Below are 15,285 nucleotides of genomic sequence, written 5' to 3'. Positions count from 1 at the left end.
CGGGTCGTACATCCTTTTTCCGGCCCAAACGCAACGAGATCAACGGGCATTCGCGACATCTCCCACTATTGTTCTTGTGTGCCGAGACGCTTGGGTGATCTGGAAGACGCGGTCATGACGCGGGTCTGGGAGTGGAACCGCCCGGTCACCGTCCGCGAAGTCCTGGAAGATCTGCAGAAGGAACGGTCCATCGCCTACACCACGGTCATGACCGTATTGGACAACCTTCACCAGAAGGGCTGGGTGCGCCGCGAAGCAGAAGGCCGCGCCTACCGATATGAGGCGGTCTCCACCCGCGCCGCCTACGCGGCCGCACTGATGAACGAAGCATGGTCCGCCAGCGACAACCCCGCGGCTGCTCTTGTCGCCTTCTTCGGCATGATGTCGCCGGAACAGCGACAGGCCCTGCGCGATGCCGTACGGATGGTCCAAGTCGATGAACCGGCGGAAGACGCGGAACAACAGGCGGAAGAGCCGCAAGAGACCGCGCCGGCGGAAGAACACACGGCAGAAGCGGCAGCGGAAGGGGCCGGTGAAGCCGGGCCCGCCGAAGGGGATGAACCCGGGGCGAGTGCCACCGGCAAGGGGCGATAGCGTCCCGGCATGCCTCCGCATTCAAAAGGCCTCACCGTCCGCCGTGCCCGGACCGGCGATGTACCGGCCGTGCGCCACCTCATCGACGCCTACTCACGCGACGGGATCCTGCTCGACAAAGCCACCGTCACGCTTTACGAGGACATCCAGGAGTTCTGGGTGGCCGAGCGCGACGAAGACGCCGAGGTGGTCGGCTGCGGAGCGCTCCACGTCATGTGGGAAGACCTGGCCGAGGTGCGCACCCTGGCCGTGGATCCGCGGCTGAAGGGGTCCGGAGTCGGCCACCAAGTCCTCGACAAGCTGGTGCGCACCGCGAGCTGGCTCGGAGTCCGGCGCATTTTCTGTCTCACCTTCGAAGTCGACTTCTTCACCAAGCACGGCTTCGTGGAGATCGGCGAAGCTCCGGTAGACGGTGATGTCTACAGTGAGCTGCTGCGTTCCTATGACGAGGGCGTTGCGGAGTTCCTGGGCCTCGAACGAGTGAAGCCCAACACCCTGGGTAACAGCCGGATGCTTCTGCACCTGTGATGAGTGTTCTATGTCCGAATCGCTCCCCTATCTCATGGGTACGGAAGCATGCGTTCCCCGCTCTGCGGGCAAGTGAACCCTACCCAAGGGTTTGTGTTTTTCCCGGAAAAGCGGTTTGCTTTCCGTCGTAATCCGCATTCGATGAAAGGGAAACCGGTGGCACAGAAGGTTCAGGTTCTTCTTGTCGATGACCTCAACGGTGGCGAGGCGGACGAGACGGTGACGTTCGCTCTCGACGGCAAGTCCTACGAGATCGACCTCTCCGACAGCAACGCCCAGAAGCTGCGCGACTCGCTCGCCGACTTCGTGAAGGCGGGCCGCCGTACCGGTGGCCGTGCTTCTTCGGGTCGTGGCAAGGCGCGTGGTGCGGCCTCCGGCGGCAGCCAGGACACCGCGAAGATCCGCGCCTGGGCCAAGGAGAACGGCTACAACGTCAATGACCGCGGCCGTGTCCCCGCCGACATTCGTGAGGCATTCGAGAAGGCCAACGGCTGATCGCCGTACGCGCGATCCGATTGGGCATTACGAGCACGCATCAACCGGGCACGGTGGCACTCCGTCGCCGCCGCGCTCACGAGTCGCACGAGGTCGGGGACGTCCCCATCGTCCCCGTTTCCTGCCCCGAACCCCGTGGTGGGCAGGGAATTCTCCGCCTCGTACCCGGGCCGGGGAGGTCGCACCCATCGCGCGGCCTCCCGGGAACCGAATCCGTATGACGGTGCTGCGCCAGTGGGGAACGCCGGCGCGGGCATCCGGTCTCCGGTCCCACGCGCCGTGAGATCCGGGACAAGCGCGCCCCACTCCAGCCATTCCAGGATTCCCGGGAGTTCCTCGGCACCGCCGGCCGCGATGAGCATGAGCAATTTCGGCCGATCACCCGCGTGATTCCCGTCGCATCCGGCCCGAAGGAGCGCCACCGGGCCGGTGTGCGGCAATCGCCGGAGTACGGCACTTCCCGCTCCGGCGGGCATCTCCAGGGCATCGAAGCGCTGCCCCGTCAGCAGCTCCACCGGCTCCGTTCCGGTGGTCGCCCAGCCCAGCTCTTCCTCGTACCACCGGCGAACGGCGGCGAGGGGGCTGTGGGGGCGCGGAAGCACGCGGGCCATGCCCGGTGAAACTCCCGAAAACCCAGGAAGTTACGCTGGGTAGAGGTATGGATACGCACCGTATCTGCGGGGTGGGGCGTGGAGGCGCATTCGATGGCGTGCGGATGTTCGCCCGTAGCGGATGGAAGCGGCCCGCGCCGCATGGAGTGTCAGTGGCAGCGGGTAAGACAGTCTCAGTGGGAAGAGGCGGTGTGACCGGCGCCCGAGGCGTTTCGCCCCGGCTGAGGGCCGGCGGCGGACGGCGTGTCGGTACCGGGTGCGTTCGCCACGGGCGTAGTGGCAGAGGGCGTATATGCCTGGCCTGCGGGAACATCGTCTCGCACCATCGAGTTGGAGCAGATGTCAGCTGTTCGGCAGTAAATTTCCCCGCCGGAGCGGGGGTGATCCGGACGGGTGTCGGCAGTTGGAATGAGCTGTCCCGCCCCGCGGGACTAGCATGCGGAAGGACAGGGAGGGGACCGACCCCTAACTGCCTGACCGCTCTGAGGAGCGATTAACGATGTTCGAGAGGTTCACCGACCGCGCGCGGCGGGTTGTCGTCCTGGCTCAGGAAGAAGCCCGGATGCTCAACCACAACTACATCGGCACCGAGCACATCCTCCTGGGCCTGATCCATGAGGGTGAGGGTGTCGCCGCTAAGGCCCTGGAGAGCCTCGGGATTTCGCTCGAGGCGGTCCGCCAGCAGGTGGAGGAGATCATCGGGCAGGGCCAGCAGGCTCCGTCCGGGCACATTCCCTTCACCCCCCGTGCCAAGAAGGTCCTGGAGCTCTCGCTCCGCGAGGCCCTCCAGCTCGGCCACAACTACATCGGTACGGAGCACATCCTGCTCGGCCTGATCCGCGAGGGCGAGGGCGTCGCCGCCCAGGTCCTGGTGAAGCTGGGCGCCGATCTCAACCGGGTGCGGCAGCAGGTCATCCAGCTGCTGTCCGGCTACCAGGGCAAGGAAGCCGCCACCGCCGGCGGCCCCGCCGAGGGCACGCCCTCGACGTCCCTCGTCCTGGACCAGTTCGGCCGCAACCTGACGCAGGCCGCTCGCGAGACCAAGCTCGACCCGGTCATCGGGCGCGAGAAGGAAATCGAGCGGGTCATGCAGGTCCTGTCCCGCCGTACCAAGAACAACCCGGTCCTCATCGGCGAGCCCGGCGTCGGCAAGACGGCGGTCGTCGAGGGCCTGGCGCAGGCCATCGTCAAGGGCGAGGTGCCCGAGACCCTCAAGGACAAGCACCTCTACACCCTTGACCTCGGTGCCCTGGTCGCCGGCTCCCGCTACCGCGGTGACTTCGAAGAGCGCCTGAAGAAGGTCCTCAAGGAGATCCGCACCCGCGGCGACATCATCCTGTTCATCGACGAGCTCCACACCCTGGTGGGTGCGGGCGCCGCCGAGGGCGCGATCGACGCCGCGAGCATCCTCAAGCCCATGCTGGCGCGAGGCGAGCTGCAGACCATCGGTGCCACCACGCTCGACGAGTACCGCAAGCACCTGGAGAAGGACGCGGCCCTGGAGCGCCGCTTCCAGCCGATCCAGGTCGCGGAGCCGTCGCTGCCGCACACCATCGAGATCCTCAAGGGCCTGCGGGACCGCTACGAGGCGCACCACCGCGTCTCCATCACGGACTCCGCCCTGGTCGCCGCCGCCACCCTGGCCGACCGCTACATCTCGGACCGCTTCCTGCCGGACAAGGCGATCGACCTGATCGACGAGGCCGGCTCCCGGATGCGGATCCGCCGGATGACCGCGCCGCCGGACCTGCGCGAATTCGACGAGAAGATCGCCGATGTGCGCCGGGAGAAGGAGTCCGCGATCGATTCGCAGGACTTCGAGATGGCCGCGGGCCTGCGCGACAAGGAGAAGCAGCTCCTGGCCGCGAAGACGAAGCGGGAGAAGGAGTGGAAGGCCGGCGACATGGACGTCGTCGCCGAGGTGGACGAGGAGCTGATCGCCGAGGTTCTGGCGACGGCCACCGGCATCCCGGTCTTCAAGCTCACCGAGGAGGAGTCCTCGCGGCTGCTGCGGATGGAAGACGAGCTGCACAAGCGCGTCATCGGCCAGAAGGACGCCATCAAGGCGCTCTCCCAGGCCATCCGCCGTACCCGTGCCGGCCTGAAGGACCCCAAGCGTCCCGGCGGCTCGTTCATCTTCGCCGGTCCGTCCGGTGTCGGTAAGACCGAGCTGTCCAAGACGCTGGCGGAGTTCCTCTTCGGCGACGAGGACGCGCTGATCTCCCTCGACATGTCGGAGTTCAGCGAGAAGCACACGGTCTCGCGGCTGTTCGGTTCGCCTCCCGGCTACGTCGGCTACGAAGAGGGCGGCCAGCTCACCGAGAAGGTGCGCCGCAAGCCGTTCTCCGTCGTGCTCTTCGACGAGGTCGAGAAGGCCCACCCGGACATCTTCAACTCGCTGCTGCAGATCCTGGAGGACGGTCGCCTGACCGACTCCCAGGGCCGGGTCGTGGACTTCAAGAACACGGTCATCATCATGACGACCAACCTCGGCACCCGGGACATCTCCAAGGGCTTCAACCTCGGCTTCGCGGCCCAGGGCGACACCAAGTCCAGCTACGAGCGGATGAAGAACAAGGTCAACGAAGAGCTCAAGCAGCACTTCCGCCCCGAGTTCCTCAACCGTGTCGACGACACCGTCGTCTTCCACCAGCTGACCGAGGAAGACATCATCCAGATCGTCGACCTCATGATCAACAAGGTGGACGAGCGGCTCAAGGACCGCGACATGGGCATCGAGCTCAGCAGCGAGGCCAAGTCGCTGCTGGCCAAGCGCGGGTACGACCCGGTGCTCGGCGCCCGTCCGCTGCGCCGCACAATCCAGCGCGAGATTGAGGACGCCCTCTCGGAGAAGATCCTCTTCAGCGAGCTGCGTCCGGGCCACATCGTGGTCGTCGATGTCGAGGGCGAGGGTGAGACCGCCAAGTTCACCTTCCGCGGCGAGGAGAAGTCGGCACTGCCCGACGCCCCGCCGATCGAGTCCACGGCCGGCGGTTCAGGTCCGAACCTCAGCAAGGACGCCTGAGCGGCACAGCGCAGCACGCGCATAACCCGCCTACGGCACTGCCCCGGAATCGTTTCTTACGGTTCCGGGGCAGTTCTGTAGGTGCCCCCGGTCTTTAGCGGCGCGGAAATACAGCACGCATTTGGCAGGGGCTGTTTTCGGCCGTTCACGCGGTGTGCGGCAGGCATCCGCACGCTACATCTGCACGAGGCGAATGCCCTCGGGAACGCCGCTCACCGGCGGAATACGGCGGCCGATCCGCAGGGTGTCCAGATGCGGAAAGGCGGACAGCCACTCCATGGAAACGCCCAGGTCGTAGGCGAGCCACAGCCGCGTCAGGCCCTCGGCCGGGGCAATGCCCCCGACGAGCTGGTCCGGTGTGAAAGGCCCTGCGATCTGCAGATGCGGGCGGCCGCCCAGCCGGCGCAGCGCATGCAGCTCCTCCAGGTCGGAGACCGGAAAGTACAGCTCGGCCGGTTCGAGGTGGGCGATGATCTCGCGGGCGTAGCGGGCGGTGTCATGGCGCCGCCAGGCCCCGGCGAGCTGCGCCCGTACCTCGTGATGCGCCCGGTCGCGCAGCCCCGTCAGATAGTCGATGGCCATGTCGTCGGCGATCGAGGTGGCGGTGATCGCGAGGAGATAGGCCTCGTGGTCGGAGACCTGGGTGGGATCGGGCAGCATTTCCAGCACGATCGGCCCGATCCAGCCCAGAGCACGGGCCGCGGACGGGGTACTGGGCCGCACCATGGCGCGGGTGAAGCGCTGCACCCGCGCCCGGACCGCCGGGTCCAGCTCGGTGGCGTGCTCCAGGCAGGCCGCCGCGAGGAGCTTGCGGTGCCGCGCCTCGGCGGCGCGCACCCCGGGATGCGGGGCGAGCAGCCCGTCCAGGAGCGCCGCGCACTCATCGGGGCGGGCCAGCGCCACGGCCATCCGGATGACGTCCTCCCAGTCGTCGTGGTGGGCGTGGTCGAGGAGCAGCGCGAAATCGTGCCGCTGCACGGCCGCGCGGGCGGCGAGATAGTCCTGGAAGGTGCGGTGGACGAAGTCGACGGTGCCGGGGGTGGGCTCGCGTAGCAGCCCGGTGCGGTTGAGCAGATGCCGGAAGACGTCCTCCGGGCCGCCCTGGCGGGCCGCGTCCGGTATCGCGGGCAGATGCCGGCCGAGGGTGTCGACGGCGGTCCCCTGGTCCATCTCCGAGCGGCCGTTGACCAGCATCCACTGGGCGAGCTTCTGCAGCAGCTGGATCTTGGGCTGCCGGGTCAGTTCCACCCCGTCGGTGGCGACCATGGCCCGCTCCCGGTCCCGGCGCTCCAGCAGCATCGACAGCGCCGCGTCGTACAGCTCTTTCCGGCCATGCGGCAGATAGCCCCGCCGGTCACGGTGCAGCGCGCACAGCAGCCCGCACATCAGCGGATTGGTCGCCAGCCGCCCCAGATCGCGGGTGATCCGTACGGCATTGAGCAGGGGCCGCTCGTAATGGCCGAGCCGGTCGAGGTCGGCCGGGCACCGCTGGGCCGCGGCACGGTGCCAGCGCTGGATGAACGCGGCGACGTCCTCGCGGCTCATCGGCGCCAGCGACACCTCGCTGAACCCTTCACCGGCGAGCCAGCTGCCGGGAACCGCTGACGGCCGGGAGGTGACGATCCAGACGTTGCCCGGATAGCGCACCGTCCACTCGCCGAGCTTGCGGCGCACCTGCTCGCGCTCGCTCTCGGGGGCCTCGTCGATCCCGTCGATCAGCAGCAGCGCGCGCCCCGCATCGAGCACCCGTTCCGTCCAGCCGTCCGGCGCCGCCCCGGCGTCCCGGTGGCCGACGGCGCTCAGGAACGTGCCCGGGGAGGGGAGACCCTCACGGGCGAAGCGGCGTACGGGCAGCAGGAACGGCACCCGGCCGCGCAGCCCCGCCAGTGCCTCGGGCAGCTCATCACGGGCGGCGGCGACGGCCAGCCATTGGAGCAGGGTCGTCTTGCCCGACCCCGCCACACCGCGGACCAGGACCTGGCCGCGGCCGGACAGCGCCTGCTCCGCGGGGAGCGGCGGATCGTCCTGGCCGGCGGTGTCCGGCGTGATCTCGGCGTCCTGGGGAACCGGCTCGCACTGCAGCCCCAGATAGGCGGCGTCCAGCGGCCAGCTGTCGGGGGAGTGCGTCAGATCGATCCCGAAGATCGTCAGGTGGTTGTGGAGGGCGGCGGTGTCCTGGGCGTAGCGGGCCTCGAACGCGGCGTCGTGGGAGGCGAGATCCGATACGGAGGAGTGGGGCGGGGAGCCGCTGTCCTGGAAGGTGATTTCTTCATCGGCGGCTTCCTTGGCGGTGGGGTAGTCGGCGGTACGGGGCGGCAGCACGACGGTGGCGGCGGCGGAGGAGGCGGCGCTCGGCCCGTGGATCAGCTCGGTGAGGGTCCGGGTCTGCTCCACGAGCGTCCCGGCGACAAAGGCCGACCGCTGAGTGAAGAGGTACAGCAGGTGCAGGGCGGCGACGTCCAGCAGCAGGCCGTGCAGCCGGACTCCGTCGTGCGTCAGCTGCCGGGTGACACCGGGCACCGTCTCGCAAAGGTGCCGGGCGAACGCGGCCGGGAGGAGGCGGGCGGCATCGACATCGTCCATCTCGATAGCGGCGAGGGCGTGCAGGGTGCGGGCCAGGGCGGCGGCGACGGCCTGGTTCTCGGCATCCGGGCGGTCGGACGACGCCCGCTCGACGAGGGCCGAGGCGAGGCCGTACAGCTCACGTTCGCTCAGCGTCGGCTTCTCGCCGGTGAAGGAGAGCAGCCGGGAGATCCGCACCGGCCGGTCGACCGGCTCGGCGACCGGCCCGTCGGCGGCCAGGAGCTTGCGGATCAGCGGAGCGACGGCATGGGGCGTGAGGCGGGCGATGATGTTCGTGGGATCCATGGGTTCCCCGTAACTGCGGTGCTGAATAGGGGGGTTGAGGGGCTGCGCTGGCAGTAAGCCTATGCGCGGGGGCGGGGGAAGAGGGTGAGTTTGACGTGGGGAGGGAGGGAGTGGCCGGGCTTCGGGCGGAGGTAGGAGAGATGAACCTCCTGGAGTTCCGGCAGGACCGTCGTGGGGGAGAGGTCGATGGAGCCGTTGGTGTTGCTGTAGAGCTGGAGTTTCCGGACACCGGGGAAAGCCGGGAGGGCCGAGTTCAGCATGCGGGTCATTTCGGACAGGGGAAGGAGCGCGGCGTTGAGAATGCTGAGCCTTTTCACCTGCGGAAGCCGAAGGCCGGCCGGCAGGTGCAGGGGGACCCCTTCCGCTGCCAGACCGAACGAGAAATTCTCCAGCTCGCTCAGTGACGCGAGCGCACCCCATTGGTCCGCACCGAAGGCATCGGTGAGGCGCTGCAGGTGCATGCTGCTTATATGGGGCCAGCGCGTGATACCGGTGAATTCGGCGCCGACGGGTCGGCTGAGGGTCAAGTGGCTCAACGGGGCATCCGCGGGGAGCGCTGCCAAGCCCTCCGGCGGGAGCGCGCAGTGAAGCAGCAGGGTGCGGAGGTGGCGCAGACGATGAAGGCCTTGCGGAATCGGCACGTTCTTCTTGCGCGGCCCGGAGAAGCCCAGCGTGCTGAGTGGCAGGTCTGCGAGCGTGGCGACGCTTTCGAGCGCCGGGCAGTCCCAAAGCCACAGCCGTTCCAGTGCGGGGAACTCATGGAGGAACGCGAGATCGGCGATCTCCGGGTTCTCGGTGATGTCCAGGCTTTCGATCAGGCCGAGCGGCAACGCGCCAAGGATTTCAGCAGCCGTGAAGGAGCCGCTCACCGCGACGCGTGGCCGTCCGAGCGCCCGGAGCGCGTGCAGTTCGGCCGGGGACGTCGCGGTGAAGGTCACCTTGGCGTCGAGGTGCCGGAGAATCTCCCGGGCATACGTGGTGGTATCGAATTGCGGCCATGACACGGCGAGTTGGTGCTGAGCACCGATCGCAGGGTGATTCCGGAAGCGCTTCATGACCTCCAGCGCCGCGTCCGATCCGATCAGCGCGGCGGTCGCCACCACCTCCTGCGCCTCGTCGCCCGCCAGCCCCTCCGGACCGGGCAGCAGTTCCAGCACAAGGGGCCCCACTTCGGCGAGCAGCTGCGATTCCTCGCGGCTGCGCGGCGGCAGAATCAGCCGTGCGCGCTCATTCACCTCGTCCCGCACCCGCGGATCGATCTCCGTCGCATGTTCCAGGCCATGGCGAGAAGGTGGATACGCAGACGAACGCTGGTGTCCCCGGCATCGTCCCCGCGCGCCATCAGCCCCCGCAGAATCTCCGCCCGCTCCCGCGGCCTCGCATGTGCCACCGCCATCCGGATCACGTCCTCCCACTGGGAGTCCTCCGCATGCGCCACCAGCAGTCCGAAGTCGCCGTCCTCCACGGCCGCCTTGGCGCCGAGGTAGTCCTGGAAGGTCCGGTGGACGAAGTCGACCGAGCCGGGGGCCGGTTCGCGCAGCAGTCCGCTCCGTAACAGCAGATGGCGGAAAATGGCCGTCGCATCGCCCTGTTCCGCGGCGGCGGGCACGGCCGGCAGGGCCTCGCCGAGGATGCGTTCGGCGCGTTCCCGGTCGAGTTCGCTGCGCCCGTTGCGGATCAGCCAGTAGGCGAGCCGCTGGAGGAGCTGGATCTGGGGCTCGTCGCTCAGTTCGATGCCCGTGGGGGCGGCCATATCGCGTTCGCGGTCGCGGCGGGAGAGCAGCATGCCGAGGGCCGCGTCGTACAACTCCTTGCGGCCGGTGGGCAGATAGCCGCGGCGGTCCCGGTGCAGTGCGCAGATCAGGCCGCACATGAGGGGGTTGGTGGCGAGCCGGGCGAGGTCCTGTTTGGTGTGCACGGCGGCCAGGAGGGACTGCTCGTAGGCGTCGAGGCGTTCGGGGTCGTCGGCGTCGCAGCGGGCCGCGTCGTGCCAGCGGCCGATGAAGGCGGCGACCTCGGTGCGGCTCATGGCGGAGAGCGTCAGCTCGCCGAAGCCGTCGGCGGTGAGCCAGTCGTCGCGTACGGCGGAGGGGCGGGAGGTGACCAGCCACAGGTTGTCGGGGAAGGCGTCGGTCAGATCGCGCAGCCAGCGGCGGGTCAGCTCGCGCTCGCGGTCGGGGATCTCGTCCAGGCCGTCGATCAGCAGGAGGGCCCGCCCGGAGGCCAGGACGCGGTCGGCCCAGCCCTCGGGCTGCGAGCCGGACACCGGGCAGCCGACGGACGCGAGGAAGCGGTCGGGGGTGGGCAGCGGCGCACCGTCGCGGGCGAGAGTGCGCAGCGGGAGGACGAAGGGGATCCGGCCGTAGAGGTGGGGGAGGACCGTCTCGCCGGGGGCCTTGGTGCAGGACACGGCCAGCCACTGGACGAGGGTGCTCTTGCCGGAGCCGGCGACACCGCGCAGCAGGACGCGGTCGCGGCCGGCCAGGGCCTGGTCAGCGGGGAGGGGAGCGGGCGGGCGTGCACGGGCCGCGAGGCCGGGGTCGGCGACGACGTCCTGGTAATCGAGGACGGTGGGGGCCGGGGCAGCCTCCAGGCTCATATACGCGGCATCCAGCCGCCACCGGTCCGGGGAGTGGGCGAGATCGATGCCGTAGATGGTCAGCCGGCCGTGCTTACGGGCGATGTACGCGAGATAGCCGCGCTCGAACGCGGCGTCCGCGGCCCGTGGGGACGGATGCCGCTCCAGGAACTCGTCGACGAGTGTGATCAGGCGGTCCAGGCTCCTGCTCTGCTGGACCAGGGTGCGGGCCACGAAAGCCGACCGCTGGGTAAAGAAGTGCACGATGTGCAGGCAGGCGGTGCCGAGCAGGGTGGCGTGCAGCAGCCCGGCGTCCCGGGAGAGGCCGCGGACGGCGTGCGGGCTCGCCGCCTCCAGGCGTTCGGCGAGGGCGGTGGCGCCCAGGCGGACGGCCTGGACGTCGTCCATGTCGAGGTCGCCCAGGCCGCGCAGCGTGGTGGCCAGGGCATCGGCCACCGCCCGCTCCTCGTCCGCGGCCAGGGGGCGCTCGCCGGGCCCGGCGGACTGTACGGCCCGGTCTACCAGCTCCGCCGCGAGTTTGCGCAGGTACTTGTCGGACAGGGTCCGCTGCTCGCCCTTGAAGCTGACCAGCCCGGAGATCCGTACCGGCTTCGCCACCAGGCCGGCGCCCGGCCCTTCCTTGACGAAGAGCTTCCTGACGAGCGGTGCGACCACGCCGGAGGCGAGTCGGACACCCACTGCTGACGGGTCCATCGTGCGGTCCGCCCTCCCCCGTGGCCGGTGCTGGCGTCGGGCCAGGCTAGATCGGCTCTCGCGGCGGCGGGTGGGGATCGGCCAGGTTCACGCGAGGCGCGGAACGGTGTGGCGGCGGTCACGGATATCGGGGCCCCATTCCCGCCCAATTTGGACATTTGGCGAGCCTGGGTAACCCGGGTCACAAAGGTCGGGTAACCCGGGTCACAAATGCCGGGTAATCGGGGTCACAAAGGCCGGGTAAGCCACGTCACAAAGGCGTGGGTTGCCTGCGTCACAAGCGCCCAGGGCCTCGAATCGGGCGTCCGAAAGGGGTGCGAAAAGGGGTTGGATCTTGGTTATCGGTGACATGGCACACAGGCGATTTGAGGCCTACTAAAGAAATTAGGGGAAGTGGGCCGCGGGGGAGTGGGGGTTTTCGGGGCCGGGGGCAAGGTTGAGGGCGGATGAGGGGTGCGGGGGAGGTGAGGCCCGTGCGGCATATAGAGAAAAGGCCTGCTCAAGGGGTGTGGTGCGGGTTCGGGCGGCGTTGCGAGATGTCCGTATTTGGGGGTTTCGCGCAGAAGTTCGGCGGGCACGCAAGGGCCTCGGTCACCCGGCATCTCGTACGGGCCGGGTTAGTAGAAACGCCCCTTGGCGGGGCGGCGAAGGCGGGTTACCAAGGAATGGCGATCCCGGTCCGCAGCCGGGAAACCAACCAATTCACTGGAGGAAAACCCGCATGTCGAAGTTCACCGCTCTCCGCAATTCGAAGAAGTTCGCGCTGCGCAATCGCGTCGCCGTTGTCGCCGCCGGTGTCGGCGTTACCGCCGCCCTGGGTGCCGGTATTGCCACCGCCGCCGACGCGGGTCTGCAGAACCTCACCTCGGGTGTCGGTTCGACCGTGTCCGCACAGGCCGACGCGCAGGTCAAGTCCGCTGCCGACGCCAAGGCCGCCGCCGCCAAGGCGAAGAAGGCCGCGGCCAAGAAGGCCAACGCCTGGGTGACGCCGGTCGACAAGTACACCCTGGGCTCGACCTTCGGTCTGGCCGGCAACATGTGGTCGAGCAGCCACAGTGGCCAGGACTTCGTCGTGCCGAGCGGCACCGTGGTCAAGGCTGCTTACTCCGGCACCGTCGTCAAGGCCGGTCCCAACGGTGGCGGTGACGGCCCGGCGTACGGCAACGCCATCGTGATCAAGCACGCCAACGGCATGTACACCCAGTACGCGCACCTGTCACAGCTCAACGTGAGCGTCGGCCAGCAGGTCGGTACCGGTGAGAAGGTCGGCCTGTCCGGCAGCACCGGTAACTCCTCCGGCCCCCACCTGCACTTCGAGGTCCGCACCGGCCCCAACTACGGGTCGGGCATCGAGCCGACCGGATTCCTGCGGGCTCACGGCGACACCGTCTGAGCTGAGTCCGGCCGGGCTGGCCGGCGGTTCGGCGGGTTTGCCGCCGTGACCAGTTCTGTGGCGACCTCGAGGATGGCCTTGCGCTTCTCCTCGGGGTCGCCCTCCACGTTCTGCATCGCGAACATGCCCGCGTGCATGGAGAACAGTGCGGTGAGGCAGCGCACCTGATCCGTCAGCTCCGACTCGGGCTCCTTGAGCAGGCCGAAGAGGGTCAGCACGCGCGACTTGAAGGTCTCGCCGATGCTCAGATCGCGTACCGCGGCCTGGTTCTCCTGCATGAAGCGGAAGAGCGGCTCGGCCGAACGCAGCGCTTCGCTGTAGCGGTGGAGCACCTCCTGCTTGGTCTCCAGGGTGCGCGGCTGTCCCTCGGCCCAGGCGATCAGCTCGTCGATGGGCCTGCCCAGGTCCTGGAACAGGCTGATGACGATGTCTTCCTTGGTCTTGAAGTGGTAGTACAGCGCCGCCTTGGTGACGTCGAGCTTCTCGGCGATCTCCCGGAGCGAGGTCTTGTCATAGCCCTGTTCGGAGAACAGCTCCAGAGCGACGTCCTGAATGCGCTGGCGGGTATTTCCCCTGCGCGCCTGTGTGCTCATGGTGTGCTCTCCTGCGTCGTCGGTACTGGTCAGAGGGCTGCCCAGTGGGGCGCCACAGAAACTTACTTGACGCCCGGCTAGTTGGCCGCCTACCTTCCTCACTGTACTGAACTAGCCGGGCGGCAAGTAAGTGGGAGTGAGTGATGGGGAAGTCGCAGTATGCGACCCCGACGGGGGACGGACAGACCTCGGCCGTGAAGGGGAGAGCGGCCACGGGCCAGGAGAAGCAGCCGGCCAGCGTACGGATGGTGCTGTTCGCGCTGATGATCGCGATGCTGCTCGCGATGCTGGACAACATGATCGTCGGCACCGCGATGCCGACCATCGTCGGTGAACTGGGCGGACTGGAACATCTGTCCTGGGTCGTCACCGCGTACACGCTCGCGACCGCCGCCTCGACCCCGATCTGGGGCAAGCTCGGCGACATGTACGGACGCAAGGGTGTCTTCCTGACGTCCATTGTGATCTTCCTGATCGGCTCCGCACTCTCCGGCATGGCGCAGGACATGGGGCAGCTGATCGCCTTCCGCGTTGTCCAGGGCCTGGGCGCGGGCGGTCTGATGGTCGGCGTCATGGCGATCATCGGCGATCTGATTCCGCCGCGGGAACGCGGCAAGTACCAGGGCATGATGGCCGGCGTCATGGCCGTCGCGATGATCGGCGGACCGCTGGTCGGCGGCACCATCACCGACCACCTGGGCTGGCGCTGGAGCTTCTACATCAACCTGCCGCTCGGCGCGATCGCGCTGGCCATGGTCACCGCGGTGCTGCACCTCCCGAAGAAGCGGTCGCAGACCCGGATCGACTACGTCGGTGCCGCGCTGCTCACCGTCGGCATCACCGCGCTGGTGCTGATCACCACCTGGGGCGGCACCGAGTACGACTGGCTGTCGAGCCAGATCATCGGCCTCGGCGTCCTCGGTGTGGTCGCGCTGGCCCTCTTCGTGCTCGTCGAGCGCAAGGTCGGCGAGCCGGTGCTGCCGCTGCACATCTTCCGCAACGGCAACTTCTCGCTGGTCACCGTGATCGGCTTCCTGGTCGGCTTTGTGATGTTCGGGTCGATGACGTTCCTGCCGCTGTTCCAGCAGACCGTGCAGGGCGCCTCGGCCACCAACTCCGGTCTGCTGCTGCTCCCGATGCTGCTGGCGATGATGGCCGTGTCGCTGTTCGCGGGCCGGGTCACCACCCGGACCGGCAAGTACAAGGTCTTCGTCGTGGTCGGCGGCGGCCTGATCACCCTGGGCCTGACGCTGCTGTCCCTGATGGACACCGACACCACGCGCTTCACCTCGGGTGCCTACATGGCGGTGCTCGGCGCCGGTATGGGCTTCCTGATGCAGACCACGATGCTGATCGCGCAGAACAGCGTCGAGATGAAGGACATGGGCGTCGGCTCATCCTCGGCCACCCTCTTCCGTACGATCGGCGGCTCCTTCGGCGTCGCGATCCTCGGCGCGATCTTCACCCACCAGGTGCAGGCCACGATGGTCGAACGGATCGGCAAGGCCGGCGCGAAGATGACCAGTGGCGGCGCCCAGGTGGACCCGAAGGGGCTGGCCCAGCTCCCTCCGGTGATCAAGGACGCCTACTCGCACGCGGTCGCCACCGGCACCCACCACGTCTTCCTGTGGGGCGCCGTGATCAGCGTCGTCGGCTTCGCCGCGGCCTGGTTCCTCAAGGAGGTACCGCTGCGCGGCGGCCCGGCCACTCCGGCCGAGAACCCGCAGAACGGGGACGCTCCGGCGGACCGGATAGCGGTGGCGGAGACCGTCTGAACCATCGGCCGGTGGGGGTGCACCACTCACGTGCACCCCCACCGGCCTTTTCCCACCCTCCAACGGGAGGGGACGGGCCGGAGGGGCAGGGGTGTGGGACGTAAAGCGAAG

At 68.4% G+C, this 15,285-nt stretch carries 9 protein-coding genes and 1 pseudogene; 6 read left to right on the top strand and 4 right to left on the bottom strand.

The genetic code is table 11. The annotated features are described in order from the left end of the window. Positions 1-78 precede the first annotated feature (78 nt). From AB0C46_RS37540 to AB0C46_RS37530, 3 genes are all read left to right on the top strand, one after another. Entirely contained in the window at positions 79-594 is a 516-nt protein-coding gene (locus tag AB0C46_RS37540) for a BlaI/MecI/CopY family transcriptional regulator (protein WP_362833599.1), read from the top strand. 9 nt (positions 595-603) lie between these two features. Continuing rightward, the gene (locus tag AB0C46_RS37535; RefSeq protein ID WP_362833598.1) at positions 604-1,122 is read left to right on the top strand and encodes an amino-acid N-acetyltransferase; all 519 of its coding nucleotides are present in this window, start codon (positions 604-606) and stop codon (positions 1,120-1,122) included. Between the two features lie 156 nt (positions 1,123-1,278). Further along, positions 1,279-1,617, top strand: coding sequence for an Lsr2 family protein (locus AB0C46_RS37530; RefSeq protein ID WP_018092985.1), 339 nt, complete (start codon positions 1,279-1,281; stop codon positions 1,615-1,617). Here AB0C46_RS37530 and AB0C46_RS37525 read toward each other — a convergent pair. Beyond that, positions 1,548-2,228: an SCO3374 family protein gene (locus AB0C46_RS37525; RefSeq protein WP_362833597.1), complete on the bottom strand. Its 681-nt coding sequence runs from the start codon at positions 2,226-2,228 to the stop codon at positions 1,548-1,550. The genes AB0C46_RS37530 and AB0C46_RS37525 overlap by 70 nt on opposite strands. 499 nt (positions 2,229-2,727) lie before the next feature. On the opposite strand from AB0C46_RS37525, the gene AB0C46_RS37520 reads away from it, so the two are divergent. Continuing rightward, entirely contained in the window at positions 2,728-5,253 is a 2,526-nt protein-coding gene (locus AB0C46_RS37520) for an ATP-dependent Clp protease ATP-binding subunit (protein WP_362833596.1), read from the top strand. 174 nt (positions 5,254-5,427) lie between these two features. On the opposite strand, the gene AB0C46_RS37515 is transcribed toward AB0C46_RS37520, so the two are convergent. Beyond that, on the bottom strand, positions 5,428-8,121 hold the full coding sequence (locus AB0C46_RS37515; protein ID WP_362833595.1) for an NACHT domain-containing protein: 2,694 nt from the start codon (positions 8,119-8,121) through the stop codon (positions 5,428-5,430). Between the two features lie 59 nt (positions 8,122-8,180). Then, positions 8,181-11,413, bottom strand: a pseudogene (locus tag AB0C46_RS37510) (NACHT domain-containing protein). 721 nt (positions 11,414-12,134) lie between these two features. On the opposite strand from AB0C46_RS37510, the gene AB0C46_RS37505 reads away from it, so the two are divergent. Beyond that, the gene (locus AB0C46_RS37505; RefSeq protein ID WP_362833594.1) at positions 12,135-12,806 is read left to right on the top strand and encodes a M23 family metallopeptidase; all 672 of its coding nucleotides are present in this window, start codon (positions 12,135-12,137) and stop codon (positions 12,804-12,806) included. On the opposite strand, the gene AB0C46_RS37500 is transcribed toward AB0C46_RS37505, so the two are convergent. Then, positions 12,788-13,399 carry a TetR/AcrR family transcriptional regulator gene (locus tag AB0C46_RS37500; RefSeq protein ID WP_362833593.1) on the bottom strand — a complete coding sequence of 204 codons (612 nt, stop codon included), beginning with the start codon at positions 13,397-13,399 and terminating at the stop codon, positions 12,788-12,790. The genes AB0C46_RS37505 and AB0C46_RS37500 overlap by 19 nt on opposite strands. 245 nt (positions 13,400-13,644) lie before the next feature. Between AB0C46_RS37500 and AB0C46_RS37495 the strand changes: the two genes are divergently transcribed. Then, positions 13,645-15,174, top strand: a complete 1,530-nt coding sequence (locus AB0C46_RS37495) for an MDR family MFS transporter (protein ID WP_362833623.1) — start codon at positions 13,645-13,647, stop codon at positions 15,172-15,174. The last annotated feature ends 111 nt before the right edge of the window (positions 15,175-15,285 follow it).

This window comes from Streptomyces sp. NPDC048637, assembly GCF_040650675.1.
GTDB lineage: Bacteria > Actinomycetota > Actinomycetes > Streptomycetales > Streptomycetaceae > Streptomyces.
Note: the sequence above shows the minus strand (reverse complement) of the source record. Positions and strands in the feature narration are given on the sequence as shown.